Raw genomic sequence first — 20024 nt, forward strand, 5'->3', positions numbered from 1 at the left:
TTATCCTTTATGGGAGTTACGCTTGACCAACTTCTGGCCAGCCGCGAAAACAGATGGGCAAAACAGCAAGCATTGCTGCAGGAAAACCCTTTAGCGACGCTTGTGTGCCTGACGGTCATCATGCCGGGAAGTGTGAAGCGTAATTCCCAATCTCTCATTGTAGCGCAAGCTGCCGTTGAAGCTGTGCGAACGGCTTTTGGCGAGCGTCTCCTTCAGATGGAAGAGCTTGATTTGGAAACCGGCTACGAAGCTTATCTGTTGGTCTCCCTCTCAATTCCCGAAGCGAAGACGATAGCTTGCGATGTAGAAGAACAACATCCGCTCGGACGATTGTTTGATGTTGATGTTATTCAAAAGGACGGAGCACCCGCCTCGCGCAAAACGATCGGAAGAGCTCCCCGTCGCTGCCTACTTTGCGATCGAGATGCACGCTATTGTATGCGTAATCACAGCCATACGCAAGAAGAAATACACAAACGTATAGACCAACTTGTCGCAGACTATGTCCAACGACTTTGAAATACAAAGTTACCCTTTAACCGTTCGCACAAACCGCGAACGCGTTACGGCTTTTCTCGCTGCCAATGGGCTGCGCTTGGATGCGTTGGACTATTATGCCGTAGTGACAGCAGTTGGCGACGATCAGATTCTTGCCGGAGGCGGATTGGACAAAGACATTATTAAATGTATTGCCGTGAGCGATACTTTGAGGGACGAAGGCATTAGCGCTACGCTCGTGTCGCATCTGATGAGTATTGCGATGAGCAGGCAATATGAGGCGGTTAAAGTCTTTACCAAGCCTTCTAATCAAAAGATCTTTGAGAGCCTCGGCTTCCATTTGCTGGCCGAAGCTCCCAAAGCTGTTTTACTCGAGAACGGCTTGAGCGGTTGGCTTACGTATGAGCGCTATCTAAAGAGCCTTCGACGCGAAGGCACGTCAGGCCTCATCGTGATGAATGCCAACCCGTTTACACGCGGACATCATTTCCTCATTACCCAAGCAGCGCGCCAAGTCGACACGCTCTTTGTTATTCCCGTCAAAGAGGATCGCTCCGAATTCTCTTACGCCGAGCGCAAGGCTATGCTCGAAGCGGGTTGTCGCAACATAGGGAACGTTATCGTTTGCGAAGGCAGCGATTATAGCATTTCCGCAGCAACGTTCCCCACTTATTTTCTCAAAGAACTTGATGAAGCCGCTACGACGCAGATGAGCTTAGATCTCAATCTGTGTGCAAAGCGTATAGCGTCCGCTTTAGGTGCTAAGATCCGCTTTGTGGGTAGTGAGCCGCTTGACGCAATGACGCAGCGCTACAACGAACTGATGCACGAGATTCTTCCGTTTGAGGGCATTTCTGTCGTAGAAATGGCGCGATTAAGCGAAGGAGATCGAGCGATTAGTGCCTCAGCGGTGCGAACTGCTTTAGCCGAAGGGAAATTTTCCGAAGCAGCGCCGAAAGTTTATCCTACCACGATTCCTTACCTGCTGGCCAAACTGGCAACAATAGCTCTGCAAAGCGAATTGGATTCAAGTCCGAAGCCTGGCTTAGTTGATCAAATTGATACCGGTGCTCACCAAGATATGGACTACAACTTAATGTGTAGAAGCATTCACGCGCTCCATCCCCATTTCGTAGCTCTTGCTCAGCTGGGGTATCAAGAAAAGTTGCCCACGTCTGAAGAGATGCGCCGCTTGGGCTTGGAAGCCGAGCGTGAAATGCTTTTGGCTACAAACAACGTCAACACACACAAAGGCGCCCTCTTTGCCATGGGCCTCGTGCTGATTGCGGCCGCACATAACTATTATATACATGGTGTCATTCAAGAGCAGCCCCTGCGCACGGCCATCTGCCGTTTAGCTTCCGACTTCCCCGCCCCGAAAGGCACACACGGCGACGCCGTTCGCCGACAATATAACGTTGGGGGTGCATTAGCCCAAGCAGCAGCCGGCTATCCCGATCTGTTTGCCGACTGGTTGCCTTACCTACGTCAATTAAAGGGCGACACTTTTGCAGCCCACAAAACCCTATTATATATAATGACTACGCTCGACGATACCAATGTACTCCACCGCAAGGGAGCGCAAGTAGCGTCCGAGGTCAAAGAAGAAGCCCGAGCGTTGCTGAGCAACTTCTCTGAGGCCGAACTAATCAAGCTCAATCAGCGATATATCAAAGAAAATATCTCTCCGGGCGGCAGTGCTGATATACTTTCACTCACTTTTTTACTCAACGCGATATTATCCTAAATCAACATAATATTTCAAATTACTATCATGGTAGAACTAATTAAAGAAGGAGTTTATCTACTCAACGGTTCTGAATTTGCGAAAGACGCAAAGGGTCTTCCCACACCCGATGAAGCAAGGGAAAACACCATCACTTACAACATCCTGCGTGCACACGATGTAGATGGAAGTAAGGGTAATAAAATGCGCATTAAGTTCGACGCAATGATGTCCCACGACATCACTTACGTCGGTATCATACAGACGGCGCGCGCCAGCGGTTTGGAGAAATTCCCCCTCCCTTACGCGATGACTAACTGCCACAACTCTTTGTGCGCCGTAGGTGGTACGATCAATGAAGACGACCATATCTTCGGCCTTTCTGCAGCGAAGAAGTATGGCGGAATCTACGTTCCCGCTAACGTTGCCGTTATCCACCAGTTTGCACGCGAAGCAATGGTGAAGTGCGGCAATATGATCTTAGGTTCTGACAGCCACACGCGCTACGGTTCGCTCGGAAATATGGGCGTCGGCGAAGGCGGCGGCGAACTCGTGAAGCAGTTGCTTTGCAACACTTGGGACATCAACGCACCCGAAGTAGTTTTGGTTTGGCTCGAAGGCGCTCCTCGCAAGGGTGTAGGTCCTCACGACGTAGCCATCTCTTTGGTAAAGGCTGTGTTTGAGAACGGCTTTGTGAAAAACAAAGTGCTCGAATTTGCAGGCCCCGGCGTGAAGAATCTGCCGATCGACTTCCGTAACGGTATCGACATTATGACGACCGAGACGACTTGTCTCTCTTCTATCTGGATCACAGACGAAGAAGTTAAGAAGCACTACGACACACACCGTCGCGGCGAGTTCTACAAAGAATTGCGTCCGGGCGACGTAGCATATTACGACTCAATGATTCGCATCGACCTCTCGAAGCAAGAATCAATGATCGCATTGCCTTATCACCCCTCCAACGCCGTATCTATTCACGAACTTCAAGCCAACCCCGAGGCTGTCTTGCGCGCCGTAGAAGAAGATACCCACAAGCGCTATGGCGATAAAGTACAAATCGACCTCGTTAGCAAAGTGAAGAACGGCAAGATGGTAGCCGACCAAGGCATCATCGCAGGTTGCGCCGGCGGTACGTACGACAACCTCGCAGAAGCAGCAGCTATTATGCGCGGCAAGTCAGTCGGCAACGACTACTTCACCATGTCCGCTTATCCCCAATCTGTACCCGTTTACCTCGCTACGACTCGCAACCACATTGCAGAAGTATTGCTCGAAGCAGGCGTTATCATCAAGCCCGCATTCTGCGGTCCTTGCTTCGGCGCAGGCGACGTTCCGTCCAACAACGGCTTCAGCATTCGCCACACGACGCGTAACTTCCCCAACCGCGAAGGTTCTAAGCCCGGCCAAGGCCAGATCTCGCTCGTGGCATTGATGGACGCACGCTCTATCGCCGCAACGGCAGCTAATGGCGGTGTAATCACGGCAGCTACTGACATTGAATACACCAACGACTACAAGCCTTACGCTTTCGATCCCACCGTTTACGAGCACCGTATCTACAACGGCTTCGGCAAGGCAGACGCTCAGCAAGAGTTACGCTATGGTCCTAACATCAAAGACTGGCCTAAGATGTATCCAATGGCAGAAAATATGCTCGTAGAGTTGGCAGCCGTTATCCACGACCCCGTTACTACGACCGACGAGTTGATCCCCTCCGGCGAAACGTCAAGCTACCGCTCCAACCCGCTCAAACTTTCTGAGTTCGCCCTCTCTCGCCGCGTACCCGAGTACGTAGGATTGAGCAAGCGCATCCAGAGCGAAGATCTCGAGCGCCGCGCAGGCAAGACGCCCGCCAACGTTCTCGAAGCATTGAAGAAAGTAGGCGCTTCTGCCGACAACACTTCATTCGGCTCCTGCGTATTTGCTAATCGTCCCGGCGACGGTTCAGCACGCGAGCAAGCAGCTTCTTGCCAGAAAGTATTAGGTGGCGACGCAAACATCTGCTACGAATACGCTACGAAGCGCTACCGCAGCAACTGTATCAACTGGGGTATCGTGCCGTTCACGATCGCTAAAGAAACGCCGTTCGATTACAAAGCAGGCGATATGGTATTCATTCCCGGCATCCGCGAAGCAATCCTCGCAGGTAAAGAAGAAATCGATGCACAAGTCATCACGGCTGAGGGCGTAACCCCGATCCACCTCTTCTTCACCAACCTGACGGCCGACGAGCGCGACATTTTGGCGCAAGGCTGTCTGATGAATTACTACGCAGCACAACGCAAGAAATAACTTTATCAATTTAACCCATAAGCATTCATTATGAAAAAAATTCAGATGACCACCCCATTGGTAGAGATGGATGGTGATGAAATGACGAGAATCCTTTGGAAGATGATCAAGGACGAACTGATCCTTCCTTTCGTTGACCTCAAAGCAGAATACTACGACTTAGGTTTGCCTTACCGCGATGAAACGCGCGACCAAGTAACTTTCGATTCTGCTGAAGCAACGAAGAAGTACGGCGTAGCTGTAAAGTGCGCTACCATCACGCCGAACCACCAGCGTATGGACGAATACAAACTCCACGAAATGTGGAAGAGCCCCAACGGAACCATCCGTTCTATGCTCGACGGTACTGTATTCCGTGCGCCCATCACGATCCCTTCTATCAAGCCTGCAGTGAAGAGCTGGGAGAAGCCGATCACGATCGCTCGTCACGCATATGGCGACGTTTACAAAGGCGTAGAAATCCGTAACGAAGAAGAAGGCACAGCTAAGCTCGTATTCGAAGGCAAAAGCGGCAAGAAAGAAGAAGTCGTTATCCACGAATTCAAAGGCCCCGGTATCATCCAGGGTATGCACAACACAGATAGATCAATCCGCTCTTTCGCACACTCTTGCTTCAAGTATGCTTTAGATACCAACCAAGACCTCTGGTTCTCTACGAAGGATACTATTTCTAAGAAATACGACGCACAATTCCGCATCGTCTTCGAAGAAGTATTCCAAGAGTACAAAGAAGAATTCGACAAGCGCGGTTTGGAATATTTCTACACCTTGATCGACGACGCTGTTGCACGCGTAATCCGCAGCAAGGGTGGCTACATCTGGGCTTGTAAGAACTATGATGGCGACGTGATGAGCGACATGGTATCTACCGCATTCGGCTCTCTCGCTATGATGACCAGCGTACTCGTTAGTCCGGACGGAAAATACGAATACGAAGCTGCTCACGGCACCGTAACGCGCCACTATTACAAGCACCTCGCCGGTGAAGAAACTTCTACCAACCCGATGGCTACTATCTTCGCTTGGAGCGGCGCATTCCGCAAGCGTGGTGAGCTCGACAACCTCCCCGAGTTGGTAAAATATGCTGACGAGCTTGAAGCAGCTTGCTTCGATACGCTCAACGAAGGTATCGTAACGAAGGACCTCGTTAACTTGATGGAAGGCATCACACCGACTGCTGTTAACTCAGAGAACTTCATCAAGGCTATTCGTCAACGTCTCGAAAAGCGTTTGGCTTAAGCCCTAAACTTTATAGATCGGACGCAACCCGCTTGCGTCCGATTTTTCGTATCTCCCTACACGCAGTCGCCCCATTTGTTGTAAAGCAAATCGGGCGGCTGCCGTTTTGGTATCCTGCCCGTCTAAGCGCAAATCGGCCGCATCAGCTATTGCACCACCAGACATCGATTACGAATGGTTACAAACGCATATAACAGGTCTTCCGCGCATTACAAACGACAAAATTCTCATACTTAAGACATAAAACTCCTAAATATCAATACGCCCGGTGTTCTAACTGACGCGCCCGCCACATATTAACCCAAACAAACTCAATCTAAATTCCAGTCACATCCGACGCCACTCGCCCACCACCTCAAATAACCCCATCGGGGTTAGTCTTTTGGAAGGGCAGGGTTAAAATGCAAAGCGTTTTAACCCTGCCTAAAGCGCCCCACCCTTGAGCAACCCCTTAGGGTTGGTCTTTCAAAACGTCCGCAAACGGAAACAGGACGAGACCAACGCACGAACGAAACCGAAAATCCTCTTTTAGTTGCACAAAACTTCGCATTATAAACAGATATATTCCCATCATCGCAGTGTACCATCACGAGCGTAAGACCTTTTCATCGTGAGCGTACACCTTTGTTCTCACGAGCGTACACCTTTGTTCTCACGATAAAAAACGCTGCCATCACGTATTGTGCGAATCGAAATAAAGGTCTACTGCTTAAATATCGATACATAATCAGCATATAATGAGCACCAAACAACAAAACGCCCGCCTCGCGCCGCGAACGTAGTCCCCTTACCAAACAGTGACAAAACTTTGAAAAACCCATTTGCACCCAAACGGCTGACAAGGCCGAAACTGTGGCGCAGGAATCGGATCATAAATATTGCGAATTAAACCCATCTCGCCCTTTTCTCAATTGTTCTCTGTTAAATAGTATAAAATAACGAGCAAAGACAATGGCCTGTTCGGACGAAAGCTATATCTTTGCCTCCGAACTAAGGCCATCTTAGGCCGTTTTTACAGCCCTTCTAAGTCTAATCTTGAAGGAAAATGAGAAAGAGAGAGCACATAAGGCGAATTTACGCGTGGATGTTATTGCTGACATTCGCTTTTATGCTCACACTCAAAGGGGCGCACTACCACACGGCAGACTTTCACGCCGACAATCTCGGCAAAATGCAGCAAACAACGGGAGCTACGATTAAAGCATCCTGCGTTGTCTGCGATTTTGTCTTTCAGAAAGCTACGGCTTTCAAACCTACGGTTTTTGTAAAGCCACTCACATCGATACCGCTCAAACGTTTTGTCTTTGTGATGCAGACCGTTTACCGCCAAATCTTGTCGGTAAACACCAATTCTCCACCCTTATTCTAAGTTTATTCTGCTTTCTTGCCGTCTTGCAGCCTTGTCGCTCTTTGCGGTGCGGGGCTTGTAAGGCCTAAAAGCTACGATGCGCCGGCCGTTTCCAAACGCGCGAATCAAATATTGCGTTGGCAGCAGACGGAAGTCCTTTGCAAGCGGGCAGAATCCCCCTTATCGGCACTTGTCGATAGGAAGCAAACTTTGTAATCATTTATTTTATCTTACTTTTTACAGATGAACCCTCATAAGTTTCACTACTTTCGGGGCCTATTGTTAATCTGTTTGATGGCAGCACAAAACGTGCTTGCACAGCAGTCCGACAATTTTCGCACTACGTCAAAGCCGGCCATACTGGTTCTTGACAGCGAAACGCGTCAACCGATTCAAGACGCCCTTTTATCCTATGCGCAGTCCACGTTTACGGCAGATTCAACCGGCCTTATCCAACTCCCGTCAGTGCCGCGCCGACAGGAAATCTTAAAAATATCGGCCCTCGGCTATACGACGCAGGCCCTCCATTGGCAGGATCTGACGCTGAGCGGCGGCCAGCGTATCGTTACCCTGCGCCCTTACGCCAATAATCTGCGTGAAGCGGTCGTTAGGGGCACAAAAAACGAAGTCTCGGTCAACGCTGTCGCATCGCAAATCAACAGCCGGACGATCTCCTCTGCTATGGGTCAATCGCTCGCCTCGCTACTCGAGAAGGTGGGCGGCGTCAGTTCGATACAGACCGGCACGAGTACGGCCAAGCCGGTCATACAAGGGATGTATGGCAATCGAATCCTGATGATCAATAACGGCGCGCGGCAGACCGGTCAACAGTGGGGCCTCGATCACGCGCCGGAGATTGACAAAAACAGCAGCGCACGCATCCAAGTAGTCAAAGGAGCGGAGGCTGTGCGCTATGGATCGGAGGCGCTCGGCGGCATCATTATCTTAGAACAAAAACCGCTGCCTTATGGCGAGACGAATATTGGAGGTAGCGTCAGCGGACTCGTAGGCGCGAACGGCCTACGCTACAATGCGGTCGCAACAATCGAAGGTTCGATGCCTTTTCTCCGCGACTTGGCGTGGCGCGTGCAGGGCACGTATCTGAATTCCGGCGATGCGCGGACGGCAGATTACGTTCTGAACAACACGGGTTACAGGGAACAAGACGTGAGTCTGAACCTCGGCTATCGCCACGGCCCCCTGCGCCTCGAAACATCGTACAGCCTCTTCGATCATAAAGAGGGCGTGATGATGAGTTCCCAACTGGGTAGCGAGGATTTACTACGGGAGCGCATCGAAACGGGACGCCCGACGTACATACTGCCGTTTTCGCGCCACATCCTCTATCCTTATCATCGCGTCGTACACCATACGGCCATCGGAAAAGCGTTTTTGGACGGTGGAAAGTGGGGACATTTCTTCTGGCAGACAGCCTTTCAAAACGACATTCGCAAGGAATTTCGCGTAAGACGAATGAATCTCTCCCACATTCCCGCAGTAAGTATGACGCTAACTTCGTTTCAGAACCAGCTAAAATGGACTAAAGATTACGTCAATTGGCAATCGGAGGCCGGCATCTCGTACTTGCACATTCGCAATAAGAACGAAGCGGGCACGGGCGTGGTTTCGCTCATCCCCAATTACACGGAATACGATGCGGGGGCTTTTCTCATCCAAAAATATCGGAAAGGCATTTGGAGCGGTGAGGCCGGCGTGCGCTTCGATCACCAACAGACGCGCGCCGCGGGCTATGATTATACCGGAAAACTCTATACCGGAGATCACAAATTCAGCAATCTTTCCTACAACTTGGGCTTTCACGTGCAGCCATCCAACGCTTTTTCGCTGACGTCCAACCTTGGTTTGGCTTGGCGGGCACCTCACGTTTACGAACTCTACAGTAATGGCAACGAGTTGGGATCGGGAATGTTTGTCGTCGGAGATGCGAATATGAAGTCGGAGCAAAGCACGAAATGGATCGTATCTGCCGACTACCAGAGCAAGCTTTTTGGCCTCAAAGCTGAAGCCTTTGTGCAATGGATCAACGGTTATATTTACGACGAGCCCACGCATCAGTTTATAACGGTTATTTCCGGCTCCTATCCGCTTTTCCAATACAAGCAAACCGACGCATTTTTCCGCGGTTTCGATGCTGCTTTCGATTTGCGGCCTCTGAAATTCCTTCATTACCATCTGCAAACGTCGCTGATTTGGGCCAACGAGCGCAAGACGCGGGCTTACTTGCCCTACATTCCCTCTTGGCGCGTGGATCAAGAAGTCGGGCTGAGCGACATCAAGTGGGGAAAGACGGCACCTTGGATCAGTCTGCGCCACCGCTTTGTCGCAAAACAGCGGCGCTTTAATCCGGCCAGCGATTTGGTTAATTTCACGCCGCCGGCCTACCATCTTTTTGGCGTCGAAGCAGGTGCGGAATGGGCACTCGGCGGGCGGCAAAAGCTGCGCCTTTCGCTCACGGTCGACAACCTCTTTAATAAGCTTTACAAGGAGTACACCAACCGCTCGCGTTACTATGCTCACGATATGGGGCGCGACGTTCGCTTGCAGGTCAACTGGCTCTTTTAGACAAAAAACCACATACAATAATCATTTTATAAACACAGAGAATTATGAAACGTAATGCAATCAAACTAATCTCGGCGGCCGTGTTCGCCCTCTTTTTCGCCGTAACTTTCACGGCTTGTGGCAATGATCCGGTCACACCCCCCAATCCTATCGAAGAGAAGGGTCACGAAGATCCTACGAAGATGGTGATTGAACTCTACGAATGTCACATGCACGCCGACTGGAACAAGATCGACGTGGAAGGAGGTGCTCATCAGGACCCCGAAACTAAGGCAAAGTATCTGAAAAAGGTGCAAGAAATCGCCTTCGAGAACAAGGAAGGAAAAGGCTGGGGCTATGCTGACGGCAGCCAGAAGTCGTTCTTCGTGCGTCAGTCGGCCGATTATCATACCGGCAGCAATTTTACGCCGGCCCCCGTCTATCTTTTGTTCATCAAATATTACGATAAGAAGGGACAACTTATGAACAATCAATTCATAGAAGGCGGTCAGGATCGCCTGCATCAGCACTATTTCACCATCTCCAACGCAACGGAGTTGATGACCGGCGCAGCTTTGGCCGACGGCACTCAGACTACGAACTACATTGACTATAAATATACGGACACAACGCCTTGGGATAAAACGCACCACAGCGGCGAAGCGGAAATTACGGGCCGCTCCAATCCGATAGGACTCAAAGGCGCAATGCGTTTCTTAAAGAATCGCGTAAAGTTTGACCTGCGCATACAGCTCTGGCACGCATTCAAAGGCAAGAAAGATCCGGCTGCGAGCGACTTCGACCCATTCTACAAGCGCTCGGCTTTCAGCCAGGCTTTCGGAACTTCGGATATTAACGTCATCGTGCCCATCGTCGTTTACGCAAGTCGCGAAGAATACATTGACGGACTTGAAAGCAGCACGGATGTAAGCAAAGTGCCCGAAAACAGCTACGATGCAGCCGGCAACGCACTCATACAAGCGATCATGAAGGCCTTTAACCTGACTTGGACGGAGGCTTTGACCGACTATCAGAAGTTTATTTGGGACGACAGCGATGGTGAATCAGGCCACGTATGGCTCTAATTAAAAGACGGCAAGCCCACTGAGCGCTGCCCGACGTAAAGTCGGCCCCGTGTTGCTCTCATTCAGCAGGCAACGGGGGCCGATTTTTTTATGCGCGGTATGGCATTCGCGATGCACTCCTTTCGCCTTCGCGACCTTGCTCTCGTGATAAAAAAGGTTTGCGCTCACGAGAAAAAAGGTTTCAGCTCGTGATGAAAAAGGTTTACGCTCACGAGCGTAAAGGCCGTAAGCGCATCGAAGGCCTTCGCAAAAGCTGTGCGAGACGTTCGCTTTATGGGTCGGCGTACGCGGACAAAGGCATCAGCGTAAGCAAAAAATCAGATGCTCTCCACTTTAAGCACCACGAAAAAAGCCCCGAAAGCTATGCTGCGTCCGAGGCTTTCTGATATGATTTGCGAGAGACTAAGTTTGCTCCGCGTTTAAGATGTCTTCAGCGAGCACTTCTTCGGGGCCACGCTTCACGTCGCCGTTCTTCGCTACGATATAGAAGCCCTGTTTGGGAGTCCATTCCATACAAAAGAGGTCGGAAGGCGACCGGAAACCATATTTTTTCAGATTGCGCATGACCCAAGCCGGCGTTCTATTGCAATGTTTCAGGTTGTGCTCATTGATCGCGCCGTTGTTGATAATCAGAAACGAATGCGACATTTGCTCATGGTTGGTCACGGTTATGGCGCCGTTAGGTTCCCACAATACATCTTTGACCTCAAACAACGAATAAATGCCCTTTTGGCGCAGGATAACGCGAAATTGCTCCATCTCCAAGCTGTTGCGCTTAAACACTTTAAAGTTTAAGATGCCGTCTTTTACGAGATAATCGCTCGTGCCCTTGATCCAGCGACGCAACAGTGCAGAGCGCATACAGAAACGCACGAACAGGTTGAAAATGATCCAGACGGCGAAGGCGAAGATTAAGTGGAGGATCGTCATATCCGGATTATAGGCAACGCCACCCACGAGTGCACCGATCACAAACGCACTGACCGTATCGAGCGGCGTGATCTGGCCCATTTGACCTTTGCCGACGATGCGTAAAAAGGCTAAGATGCCCAGCATACCTACGATGAGTTTGAGGGCAATGTCTGCAAGTTGAGAAAGATCCATAAGATAAAGCTTAAAATGTTTAGTTAGTAATTGTCGCAAATTTAGGTATTTCTTCTGCAAGAAGAAGCTTTACAGCCTTCTTTTCGCCATCGGCCGGCGATGCTGTCGACTTGTATTTGCCAAAAATGCTACTTTATCGCACTACGGCCGGCTTCCGTGAGCGGCCGGTCAAACTTGGCTGTACAATTCAAGAACATCCCTCACTCGGAAAGGGTACGAAAAACGGGAAGCGCAACTTTCGTTGTCAACTTCCCGCTATTCTGATCCCGCCGGATACGTGGGAGAGAAATGCCTGCGGCACATTCTCTTTCTGATGTTTTAATAGAGCAGTGATGTTTTGTATATTCTCCGCCAAATGCGGATCGACCAGTGTTTGTATCTTGTTTTACGAATTTATTAAGCTTTTGATGACGGCTTCAGTCATATTGCCAGTGACGTCGACTACGTACAAGCGCCCCTCAGTCTTTGTCAGCAGCACGGCCTCTACAATTGTGTCGCCCTTTCGGCGCACGTAAATCGTCTTGCCGTCGTAGTCGTTGTAGTGTGCAAAGCGATCGCTGTTCTGCTGAAGCAGGCTTTTTGCTTTGTCAAACAGGCCCGACGTCTCGTTAGCGTTATTATTGGAGACGATGCGCACACTCTTGATGCATTGCAGCGCTTGCTGAGCCTGCCGATCCTTGGGCAAGGTCTTCATTGAGAGCATTCGGTTGATCATCGTCGGGCTGACGGTCGTGCAGTAGAGCGAAGTGTTTGTCGCATACAGCTTCAAGTAGTTTGAAGCGAAGTCCGTTTCGACCTGCGCTTGGGCCGCGATGCACATCAACAGGCCGCAAATCAGCAGTAGTATTCTATTCCTCATTGACTATCGGATCTTTTTCCACCTCGGGCGATTGCTCCTTGGTCGAATCGGCGGAGGCGGTACGCTGAAACATATTCAAGCCGCTTTCTACTACGTGGTAGGCCTGCGCCGGATTGTTATAAGTGTCGCTATAATTGTTGGGGTTGTAATCCCAAGCCTCCTTATCGCGATTAAACGACTTCTGCGCGCCGATACCTACCAACACAACGATGGCCACTGCGGCGGCAGCTTGAAAGAACGGGCGGAAACTGATGCCGCCATTGACGCGACGGGCCTTTACTCTTAATGTGGGCGATGTTTTTTGCATCTGCTGCGTCGGCTCGTCGGCCTTGGTAGGCGCGGCAATGAATTTCAGCAAGCGCTCATCGAAGTCGGCGCCCAAACCGACCGACTGCTGCGCTTCTTCGTAAGCGAAAAGCGGACGATAGCGCTCCAAAGCAGCGGGCACATCGGGCTGTGCAAAGAAAGTCTTCAGGATAGCTTCCTCGGCCTCCGTGGTTTGCGCCTCCCAATAGCGCTCCAAGAGCTGTTCGATGTACTTATAATCCATAACTTTCTTCTTTTAGATATTGTTTTTTGATGGCTTGGCGGGCGCGGAAGAGGGTTATTTTCACGTTATCCTCCGTTATGCCGAGCGTTTCGGCCACTTCCTTGTAACTTTTCCCCTCGATGTCGCGTAGTTGCATTGCACTTCTCTGCCTTTCGGGCAAGCTATTGAATAATTCGTGCACGCGTCGTAGCTTTTCGGCGTGCTCTAATTGCTCCTGAGCGGAAAGCGAGCGATCGGCAGCCTCGTATGCTGCATCGAGAGAGAGGTTTTGAGCTTCTTTTTTGTCGTGCCTATCGAGCGCTAAGTTGCGACAAACAGTCAGACAATAAGCCTCCAGAGAATTCAAAGCGCCCAGTTCTTCGCGTTTTGTCCACACGCGTATCAGCGTATCTTGCGTTACATCCTCGGCTTCGGCTGTATCGAGCGTAATTCTGAGCGCTAAGCGGTACAGTTTGTTTTTAAGCGGGAGCAGATCTTCTCGGAAATCGATTTCTTTCACCGGGTTGTTGTTCTCTTTTTGTGGCCCTCTGTAAAGTAGACGCCTATTGTGGGAAAAAGTTACTTAGATTTGACCAGTTTTTGCAAGTTTTTTTGCCAACGTTTCCTTCTTGCATTGTCTTTAAGCCTATCGAGCAGTTTTTTCAGCTGTCATTCCGGCTGCCAAATTACATCTTTTCGTCGAGAAGTCGTATTTTTGTACCGACAACATTTAGATTCGCCGAACTTTCTGATGGAGATACATATATAAATATACCATCGGGCGCGGCGAACCTCGCATCATAGTTTTACCAATTTACAATATGGAAGCATTAGAAGCATTGTTAACGCGTCGGAGTTGCAAATCTTACCGCCCCGAAATGCCATCGGAAGAAGTTTTAAACAAGATCATGGAGGCCGGCACCTTTGCCCCCTCGGGCCGCGGCGCACAAGCGGCGATCATCGTCGCCGTCACGAACAAAGAAGTGCGGGATCAGCTCTCGCAAATGAATGCTGAGATCCTCGGCACCAAGGCTGACCCGTTTTATGGCGCACCCGTCGTGCTCGTAGTCTTGGCTGACCGCACGAAGCACACGTATCTTTACGACGGATCTGCAGTAATGGAAAATCTGCAATTGGCTGCTCACGCACTGGGGTTGGGAAGTTGCTGGATACATCGTGCCAAGCAAGAATTTGATAGCGAAGCCGGCAAAGCGCTGCTCAAATCCTGGGGCATCGAAGGCGATTATGAAGGCATCGGCCATTGCATTGTAGGTTATCCCGACAAGCTCCCGACGACCGAAAAACCGCGCAAGGACGACTATATTCGCTACGTGCGATGAGTCGCCCGCATCGGCCGCTTCTTTTGGTGCTTTGCGCAGCGGCCTCACTCCTGTTTGCGCAGAAGAAAACGCCCGCCGTCCAGACGAAGACGCCTACGGAATTGTCAATGGAGCGGCAGGGACTCGTCGACCTCCGCAGCGTGGATCCCACGATTCAGGTTAGCTTGATGTATGGCCGCGCCGACAACTTCACAGGCCAGGTTCTTTATACAGAACTTCGCACGGCTTACCTCCTTCCCTCCACGGCCGCGGCGCTGAAACGGGCACAAACCGAGCTGAAGCGCTTGCGTCCGGATCTCTCGCTCAAGGTTTACGACGCCGCACGTCCGATGTCGGTGCAACAAAAGATGTTTAATGTCGTGGCAGGGACGCCCAAAAGCATTTACGTGAGCAATCCGGCCAACGGCGGGGGCTTGCACAATTACGGTTTGGCCGTAGACATAACGCTCTGCAACGCGGCGACGGGCGACACCATCCCGATGGGAACGAAGATCGACTATATGGGGCGTTTGTCGCACGTCAATTTGGAGCAGGAATTCTTAAAACAAAAGCGCATTTCTCCGGCGGCCGTAGCCAACAGGCGCTTATTGCGGCGCGTAATGGCGGTCGGGGGCTTCAAAGTGTTGCGCACGGAATGGTGGCATTTTAATTTCAAAACTCGCGCACAAGCCAAGGCACACTACAAACTCATCCGATAAGCGATGAAACCGCCGTTTTTGAGGGCTTTTTATGGAAAACGCTGAAGCTTTTATCCGAGATCACCGCACGGAGAGTGTACCTACGCTGGCACTGCTGCTTGCCGACCGCCCCCGCGAAGAGGCTGAATACATCCTGCGTCAGATCGAGGGTTGGCAGAAGTTGAACGCGAAAGTACCAACGTGGGCTGCCGAGCCGCGACTTCGCTATCCGCGCCGCCTTTCGTTGGAGCAATGCTCCGGCGAGTTGGCCGCACGCTATAAGGCGGAGGTCATTCGCCGCCACTTACCCGCAGGTGGGCGGATGGTAGATCTGACCGGCGGTTTCGGAGTTGACTTTTTTTATCTCGGACAACTGTTTGACGAGGCGATTTACGTGGAACAGCAGGCGGATTTGTGCCAATTGGCAACCCATAATCTCCCTTTGCTGGGCCTGCACAACGCGCACTTCGTCAACGCCGATGGCGTGGCTTATTTGCAGGCAATGCCGCCGGCTGATTTCATCTTGCTGGATCCGGCGCGGCGCGATGGAGCGGGCCGGAAGGTCGTGAGTTTGGCCGATTGCGAGCCCAACGTAATGGATGTATTACCCTTGCTGCGCGAAAAGGCGCGCTATACGCTCCTGAAACTCTCGCCGATGCTCGATTGGCACACGGCGATGAGCGATTTGGGGCAGGTTTGCGAGGTCCACGTGTTTGCTGAAAAAGGAGAATGTAAGGACTTGCTCTTGCTGCTGGGTCCTACGGACGGCCCGCCATCGATTCACTGTCGAGACGGGATGGATTTTTCTTTCCAAACTGCCGATGAAACCGCCGCAAATTGCACTTTTACTGCCGAGGTTGAGACCTTTCTTTACGAACCTTCGGCGGCGCTTTTGAAAGCGGGCGCGCTCAAATTGCCGACTCTCAGATTCAACTTGAAAAAGTTGCATCCCAACAGTCATTTATATACATCCACACAGTTTATCGCCGACTTTCCGGGCCGCCGCTTCCGCTGTCTGCGCACGACGACAATGAACAAGGCAGCGCTGAAAGATTTCTGCGGCGACACGAAGCGGGCTAACATCACCGTGCGCAACTTTCCGATGACGGTAGACGCACTCCGAAAGAAGCTCCACGTAAAAGAGGGCGGCGACGACTATTGGTTTGCCACGACGCTCTACGATGGGCAAAAGGTGATCATAGCCTGCGAAAAGTTGCCCGCAAGTCATCGGCCCGATTAGTTGGTTTTTGCATCTCCATATTCAAGGTCTCGTATCGTTTGGTGCCGGCAAACGATGGTTTGGTCGGGGCAAACAATAGTTTGGTGGGAGCAAACAATAGTTTGGCGGCACCAAACAATCGCCGAATGGCATTGTAGGCATAAAAAACCATATGGCGAAGCAGCATTTTGCGCCGCCACCGGCCTGTATCAAATGTGGCAGCAGCAGAGAGTAGAGAATGCGTATTCCGAAAACGGTACTTCGCGGCACAGCGCTTGTTGGAAGATAAGCTAAGAGCAAGGGCAGGTTGAAAAGGTGCACTTCTACGGCCGACGATCTTGACTTTTCCGCTCAAAACGGAGAAAGTAGCGATGCGAAACGGCGACAACGCTATTTATTTCGTAGCTTTGTAGACTTATCAATCAGTGTCGCTACCACAAAAACCGCACGCACGCTGACGGCGAACAACACAACGCGCGCAATGCGTTGACACATTATATTATATATGACGGCTTATGCCTAATCTTCGAGAACGCTTGGCGCCGCTGGTCGGCTCTTGTTGGCGCGTGGCCTTGGTTACGACGCCGCTTGCCGATATTTTGGCCGGCGCATCCTTGCGTTTCGTGCCCATCGAAGCGCCCGAAAAGGGCGTTTGGTATGGCGATCCGTTTATTTTAGACGTTTCGCCGAGCGAAATCACGCTTTTGGTGGAAGCTTATGTAGAGCGAAAATTGCAGGGACACATCGAACGCCTGACCATAGCGCGCACTACGGGGCAGGTACTCGAGGCAAAGACCGTTCTTAGCCTACCCACCCATTTGAGTTTTCCGGAGATTGTGCGCCGCGATGGCGAAATTTTCATCCATCCGGAAAACATTGCTTCCGGCGAACATAGCCTGTTTCGCTACGATCGTGCGCGAGACGCGTTTGTCTTCGATCGTTTGCTAACGAAAGTGCCACTTGTCGATGTCGTATTCCATCAATCGGGCGGCGAAGAGTGGCTCATCGGCTCGATGGATGCGGACCCTTACGGGCGAACACTGCATTTTTTGAAAAAGCAAGGCGATGCGTATGAAGCCACTTCTCATTTGCGCTTTCCGGAATTTATTGCGCGCAATGCCGGCAGCCTCTTTCGCTTCGAGGGGCAACTCTATCGGCCCGCGCAGATTTGCAATCGTCATTACGGCGAGGGCGTTCTACTTCAGCCTTTAAACTATGATCCGCACACGGGTTGGAGCGTCGGCAGCGGGGTGCGCCTCCACTCCACCGATCCGCGCTTTTCGCAGGGGCTTCATACGTTTAACACGTATGAAAATACTGTTGTTGTCGACTGTCTGTCGTATCGACACCCGAATTTACGCCGACTGATGAACTGGCTGTACCGCCCGTTTCGCCGCTTTTTGGTATGACGGCGCACGCCGACCGATCGCGCAAAATAAATCTTCAGTTAGGCAGCAAAAAAGAGATAATCTCCCGCTTTTTTTGTTAGTTTTGCAAAAATGGCCGGCAGCCGAACCCATCGCAGCTACAGAACTACGCCCCGGCCGTTCAGCCAAACACCACAAAAATAGTTAACAAACCGACCATAACATAAGCGCTTCTGCGCTGAACACCAACAATGAACGACGAACTCCTTATCGAACCTGTCGACTGCACGCGCTCTTCGATCATCAAAGTGATAGGCGTAGGCGGCGGCGGTGGAAATGCTGTAGCCAACATGTACTGTGAGGGCCTCCACGACGTACGCTTCCTCGTCTGCAACACGGACCGGAAAGCGCTTGAAAGCAGTGCGGTGCCCGATCGTCTGCAGCTTGGGCCCGGACTTGGAGCCGGCGGCGATCCGGAGACAGGGCGAGCACTGGCCGAGGGCGATTTGGAGGCGATCGATGACATCTTTGACGAAGATACGAAGATGGTCTTTATCACCGCGGGAATGGGCGGTGGAACGGGAACGGGCGCTTCGCCGATCATTGCGCGAGAAGCAAAATCGCGCGGGCTGCTTACGGTGGCCATCGTGACGATTCCGTTTCTTTTTGAGTTGCAGCGGCAAGTCGATAAAGCCTTAGACGGCGTCGAAAGGTTGGCCAAAGAGGTCGATGCCATACTCGTCATCAACAACGAACGGCTCCGAGAAATTTATCCGGACCTCACTGTCATCAATGCCTTCAAGAAAGCCGACGAAACACTGACGAAAGCTGTCGGGAGTATTGTGGAAATCATCAAAATGCGCGGCCGTGTCAACCTCGACTTCCGCGATGTGAATATGGTTTTGCATCAAGGTGGCTTGGCCGTCATATCTTCGGGACACGCAACAGGGCCTCAACGCGTCACGCGAGCCATTCGCGATGCGCTCTATTCGCCCTTGCTCAATAATAAAGATATCTTTCGGGCCACGCGTATTGCCATGGCCATCACTTGTAGTTCGGAGCCGGACCAAGCCTTGCTCATCGATGAAATGAGCGAAATAGAGCATTTCACAACGCGCTTCGATGGCAACCCATATTTCAAATGGGGTTTCGTGCCCGACGCAGCTATGGGCGACGAAATCAAAGTGACGATTCTGGCATCCGGCTTTGGGGTCTTTAATGAGAAGTCGGACCAAACTGACGCGCTTTCTGAGGACGAGCGCACGAAACGGGCAATCCGCCGCGAACGCATTTACGGTTCTGGAAAGCGCCAAAAGCGCCCGCACGCCTTTATCATCCGCCTGCAATTAGAGGATATGATCAACGGCGACTTGCCGGAATTATTCGAAAGTGTGCCTACGCGAAACCGTACACCGGAGATGGCGCGCCAAATACGCCAAGCGCTCGAAGCCGGACGAAGGAAAGCGCCGCAATCGACAGAATCGGACGCCGCGAAAGAGGAGGAAACGCCACTTATCATCAATTTTGATTAACAGTAATCATCATAAACATTATTGATTATGGACTTATTTGAACAAATCAGCAAGGATATTGTAGCAGCGATGAAGGCTAAGGATAAAATACGGCTTGAAACGCTGCGCAATATCAAGAAGTTTTTCATCGAAGCAAAGACGGCGCCGGGCGCAAACGACACGTTGACGGACGCGCAAGCGCTCAAAATCTTGTCGAAACTTGCTAAACAAGGCCGCGATACGGCGAAACTTTACACGGAACAGGGCCGGCCGGACTTGGCTGAAGAAGAAGCGGCGCAGGCTGCGATCATCGAGGAGTATTTACCAAAGGCGCTCACACCGGAAGAGCTTGAAGTTGCCGTGAAGGCTATCATCGCCGAAACGGGGGCTACTTCGATGAAGGATATGGGCCGCGTAATGGGCGAAGCATCAAAACGCTTGGCCGGAAAAGCCGATGGTAAGGCTATTTCTGACTGGGTTAAGAAACTCTTGGCGCAATAAAACGGCAAGGCGAAAGGGCCTATATATAATATGGTATAGATCTAAGCTGAGCAAAGTAAAGAAAATGAAAAGATAATAAAGCCCGAACTTGTACAAGTTCGGGCTTTCGCGCGCTCTTGTTCGTTTCGCGTGCCTAAAATGAGTTACCGAATGCCTCAAATCTT

Annotated in this window: 19 protein-coding genes; 15 read left to right on the plus strand and 4 right to left on the minus strand. The window is 51.2% G+C overall.

Annotation, left to right across the window (positions count from 1 at the left end; translation table 11 throughout):
• Positions 1–9 precede the first annotated feature (9 nt).
• The 8 genes from citX to GCWU000325_RS12270 all read left to right on the plus strand — a co-directional run bounded on the left by citX (position 10) and on the right by GCWU000325_RS12270 (position 11139).
• Entirely contained in the window at positions 10–519 is a 510-nt protein-coding gene (gene citX, locus GCWU000325_RS08090; RefSeq protein ID WP_006255893.1) for a citrate lyase holo-[acyl-carrier protein] synthase, read from the plus strand.
• Complete coding sequence (gene citC / locus GCWU000325_RS08095; protein ID WP_006255894.1) at positions 503–2245, plus strand: [citrate (pro-3S)-lyase] ligase; 1743 nt, start codon at positions 503–505, stop codon at positions 2243–2245. Before citX ends, citC begins: the two co-directional genes overlap by 17 nt.
• Positions 2246–2272: 27 nt before the next feature.
• A complete protein-coding gene (locus tag GCWU000325_RS08100) occupies positions 2273–4519 on the plus strand; it encodes a hydratase (RefSeq protein ID WP_006255895.1) in 2247 nt (748 codons plus the stop codon).
• A gap of 30 nt (positions 4520–4549) precedes the next feature.
• Entirely contained in the window at positions 4550–5758 is a 1209-nt protein-coding gene (locus GCWU000325_RS08105) for an NADP-dependent isocitrate dehydrogenase (RefSeq protein WP_006255896.1), read from the plus strand.
• A gap of 1045 nt (positions 5759–6803) precedes the next feature.
• Complete coding sequence (locus GCWU000325_RS08110; protein WP_006255900.1) at positions 6804–7127, plus strand: hypothetical protein; 324 nt, start codon at positions 6804–6806, stop codon at positions 7125–7127.
• 222 nt (positions 7128–7349) lie between these two features.
• A complete protein-coding gene (locus GCWU000325_RS08115; RefSeq protein ID WP_040599535.1) occupies positions 7350–9689 on the plus strand; it encodes a TonB-dependent receptor in 2340 nt (779 codons plus the stop codon).
• Between the two features lie 44 nt (positions 9690–9733).
• Entirely contained in the window at positions 9734–10753 is a 1020-nt protein-coding gene (locus GCWU000325_RS08120) for a hypothetical protein (RefSeq protein WP_006255902.1), read from the plus strand.
• A gap of 191 nt (positions 10754–10944) precedes the next feature.
• Positions 10945–11139 (plus strand): hypothetical protein, encoded by a 195-nt coding sequence (locus GCWU000325_RS12270; protein ID WP_006255903.1) that lies wholly within the window; start codon positions 10945–10947, stop codon positions 11137–11139.
• Between the two features lie 16 nt (positions 11140–11155).
• On the opposite strand, the gene GCWU000325_RS08130 is transcribed toward GCWU000325_RS12270, so the two are convergent.
• A complete protein-coding gene (locus GCWU000325_RS08130) occupies positions 11156–11857 on the minus strand; it encodes a DUF421 domain-containing protein (RefSeq protein WP_006255904.1) in 702 nt (233 codons plus the stop codon).
• 125 nt (positions 11858–11982) lie between these two features.
• On the opposite strand from GCWU000325_RS08130, the gene GCWU000325_RS08135 reads away from it, so the two are divergent.
• A complete protein-coding gene (locus GCWU000325_RS08135; protein WP_040599537.1) occupies positions 11983–12171 on the plus strand; it encodes a hypothetical protein in 189 nt (62 codons plus the stop codon).
• A 71-nt stretch (positions 12172–12242) separates the two neighbouring features.
• Here GCWU000325_RS08135 and GCWU000325_RS08140 read toward each other — a convergent pair whose 3' ends face one another.
• From GCWU000325_RS08140 to GCWU000325_RS08150, 3 genes are read right to left on the minus strand one after another with little or no spacing between them, the layout of a single operon-like run.
• Positions 12243–12716: a DUF4252 domain-containing protein gene (locus tag GCWU000325_RS08140; protein WP_006255906.1), complete on the minus strand. Its 474-nt coding sequence runs from the start codon at positions 12714–12716 to the stop codon at positions 12243–12245.
• Positions 12706–13266: a hypothetical protein gene (locus GCWU000325_RS08145; protein ID WP_006255907.1), complete on the minus strand. Its 561-nt coding sequence runs from the start codon at positions 13264–13266 to the stop codon at positions 12706–12708. Before GCWU000325_RS08145 ends, GCWU000325_RS08140 begins: the two co-directional genes overlap by 11 nt.
• The gene (locus GCWU000325_RS08150) at positions 13256–13765 is read right to left on the minus strand and encodes an RNA polymerase sigma factor (protein ID WP_006255908.1); all 510 of its coding nucleotides are present in this window, start codon (positions 13763–13765) and stop codon (positions 13256–13258) included. Before GCWU000325_RS08150 ends, GCWU000325_RS08145 begins: the two co-directional genes overlap by 11 nt.
• A 301-nt stretch (positions 13766–14066) precedes the next feature.
• Here GCWU000325_RS08150 and GCWU000325_RS08155 point away from each other — a divergent pair, with 301 nt between their 5' ends.
• The 6 genes from GCWU000325_RS08155 (at position 14067) to GCWU000325_RS08180 (ending at position 19860) form a co-directional block, all read left to right on the plus strand.
• Complete coding sequence (locus GCWU000325_RS08155; protein ID WP_040599539.1) at positions 14067–14585, plus strand: nitroreductase family protein; 519 nt, start codon at positions 14067–14069, stop codon at positions 14583–14585.
• A complete protein-coding gene (locus GCWU000325_RS08160; RefSeq protein WP_006255911.1) occupies positions 14582–15283 on the plus strand; it encodes a M15 family metallopeptidase in 702 nt (233 codons plus the stop codon). Before GCWU000325_RS08155 ends, GCWU000325_RS08160 begins: the two co-directional genes overlap by 4 nt.
• A gap of 31 nt (positions 15284–15314) precedes the next feature.
• On the plus strand, positions 15315–16502 hold the full coding sequence (locus GCWU000325_RS08165; protein ID WP_006255912.1) for a class I SAM-dependent methyltransferase: 1188 nt from the start codon (positions 15315–15317) through the stop codon (positions 16500–16502).
• Between the two features lie 494 nt (positions 16503–16996).
• On the plus strand, positions 16997–17890 hold the full coding sequence (locus tag GCWU000325_RS08170; protein WP_006255915.1) for a glucosamine inositolphosphorylceramide transferase family protein: 894 nt from the start codon (positions 16997–16999) through the stop codon (positions 17888–17890).
• A 209-nt stretch (positions 17891–18099) separates the two neighbouring features.
• Positions 18100–19380, plus strand: coding sequence for a cell division protein FtsZ (locus GCWU000325_RS08175; protein WP_006255916.1), 1281 nt, complete (start codon positions 18100–18102; stop codon positions 19378–19380).
• Positions 19381–19407: 27 nt separating this feature from the next.
• A complete protein-coding gene (locus tag GCWU000325_RS08180; protein ID WP_006255917.1) occupies positions 19408–19860 on the plus strand; it encodes a GatB/YqeY domain-containing protein in 453 nt (150 codons plus the stop codon).
• The last annotated feature ends 164 nt before the right edge of the window (positions 19861–20024 follow it).

The organism is Alloprevotella tannerae ATCC 51259 (assembly GCF_000159995.1).
In the GTDB taxonomy this organism is placed as follows: Bacteria; Bacteroidota; Bacteroidia; order Bacteroidales; family Bacteroidaceae; genus Alloprevotella; species Alloprevotella tannerae.

Excerpts from the sequence above, each read along its gene's own strand:
- citX (WP_006255893.1), top strand. The coding sequence starts at position 10 with ATGGGAGTTACGCTTGACCAACTTCTGGCCAGCCGCGAAAACAGATGG.
- citC (WP_006255894.1), top strand. The coding sequence starts at position 503 with ATGTCCAACGACTTTGAAATACAAAGTTACCCTTTAACCGTTCGCACA.
- GCWU000325_RS08100 (WP_006255895.1), top strand. The coding sequence starts at position 2,273 with ATGGTAGAACTAATTAAAGAAGGAGTTTATCTACTCAACGGTTCTGAA.
- GCWU000325_RS08105 (WP_006255896.1), top strand. The coding sequence starts at position 4,550 with ATGAAAAAAATTCAGATGACCACCCCATTGGTAGAGATGGATGGTGAT.
- GCWU000325_RS08110 (WP_006255900.1), top strand. The coding sequence starts at position 6,804 with ATGAGAAAGAGAGAGCACATAAGGCGAATTTACGCGTGGATGTTATTG.
- GCWU000325_RS08115 (WP_040599535.1), top strand. The coding sequence starts at position 7,350 with ATGAACCCTCATAAGTTTCACTACTTTCGGGGCCTATTGTTAATCTGT.
- GCWU000325_RS08120 (WP_006255902.1), top strand. The coding sequence starts at position 9,734 with ATGAAACGTAATGCAATCAAACTAATCTCGGCGGCCGTGTTCGCCCTC.
- GCWU000325_RS12270 (WP_006255903.1), top strand. The coding sequence starts at position 10,945 with ATGAAAAAGGTTTACGCTCACGAGCGTAAAGGCCGTAAGCGCATCGAA.
- GCWU000325_RS08130 (WP_006255904.1), bottom strand. The coding sequence starts at position 11,857 with ATGGATCTTTCTCAACTTGCAGACATTGCCCTCAAACTCATCGTAGGT.
- GCWU000325_RS08135 (WP_040599537.1), top strand. The coding sequence starts at position 11,983 with ATGCTACTTTATCGCACTACGGCCGGCTTCCGTGAGCGGCCGGTCAAA.
- GCWU000325_RS08140 (WP_006255906.1), bottom strand. The coding sequence starts at position 12,716 with ATGAGGAATAGAATACTACTGCTGATTTGCGGCCTGTTGATGTGCATC.
- GCWU000325_RS08145 (WP_006255907.1), bottom strand. The coding sequence starts at position 13,266 with ATGGATTATAAGTACATCGAACAGCTCTTGGAGCGCTATTGGGAGGCG.
- GCWU000325_RS08155 (WP_040599539.1), top strand. The coding sequence starts at position 14,067 with ATGGAAGCATTAGAAGCATTGTTAACGCGTCGGAGTTGCAAATCTTAC.
- GCWU000325_RS08160 (WP_006255911.1), top strand. The coding sequence starts at position 14,582 with ATGAGTCGCCCGCATCGGCCGCTTCTTTTGGTGCTTTGCGCAGCGGCC.
- GCWU000325_RS08165 (WP_006255912.1), top strand. The coding sequence starts at position 15,315 with ATGGAAAACGCTGAAGCTTTTATCCGAGATCACCGCACGGAGAGTGTA.
- GCWU000325_RS08170 (WP_006255915.1), top strand. The coding sequence starts at position 16,997 with ATGCCTAATCTTCGAGAACGCTTGGCGCCGCTGGTCGGCTCTTGTTGG.
- GCWU000325_RS08175 (WP_006255916.1), top strand. The coding sequence starts at position 18,100 with ATGAACGACGAACTCCTTATCGAACCTGTCGACTGCACGCGCTCTTCG.
- GCWU000325_RS08180 (WP_006255917.1), top strand. The coding sequence starts at position 19,408 with ATGGACTTATTTGAACAAATCAGCAAGGATATTGTAGCAGCGATGAAG.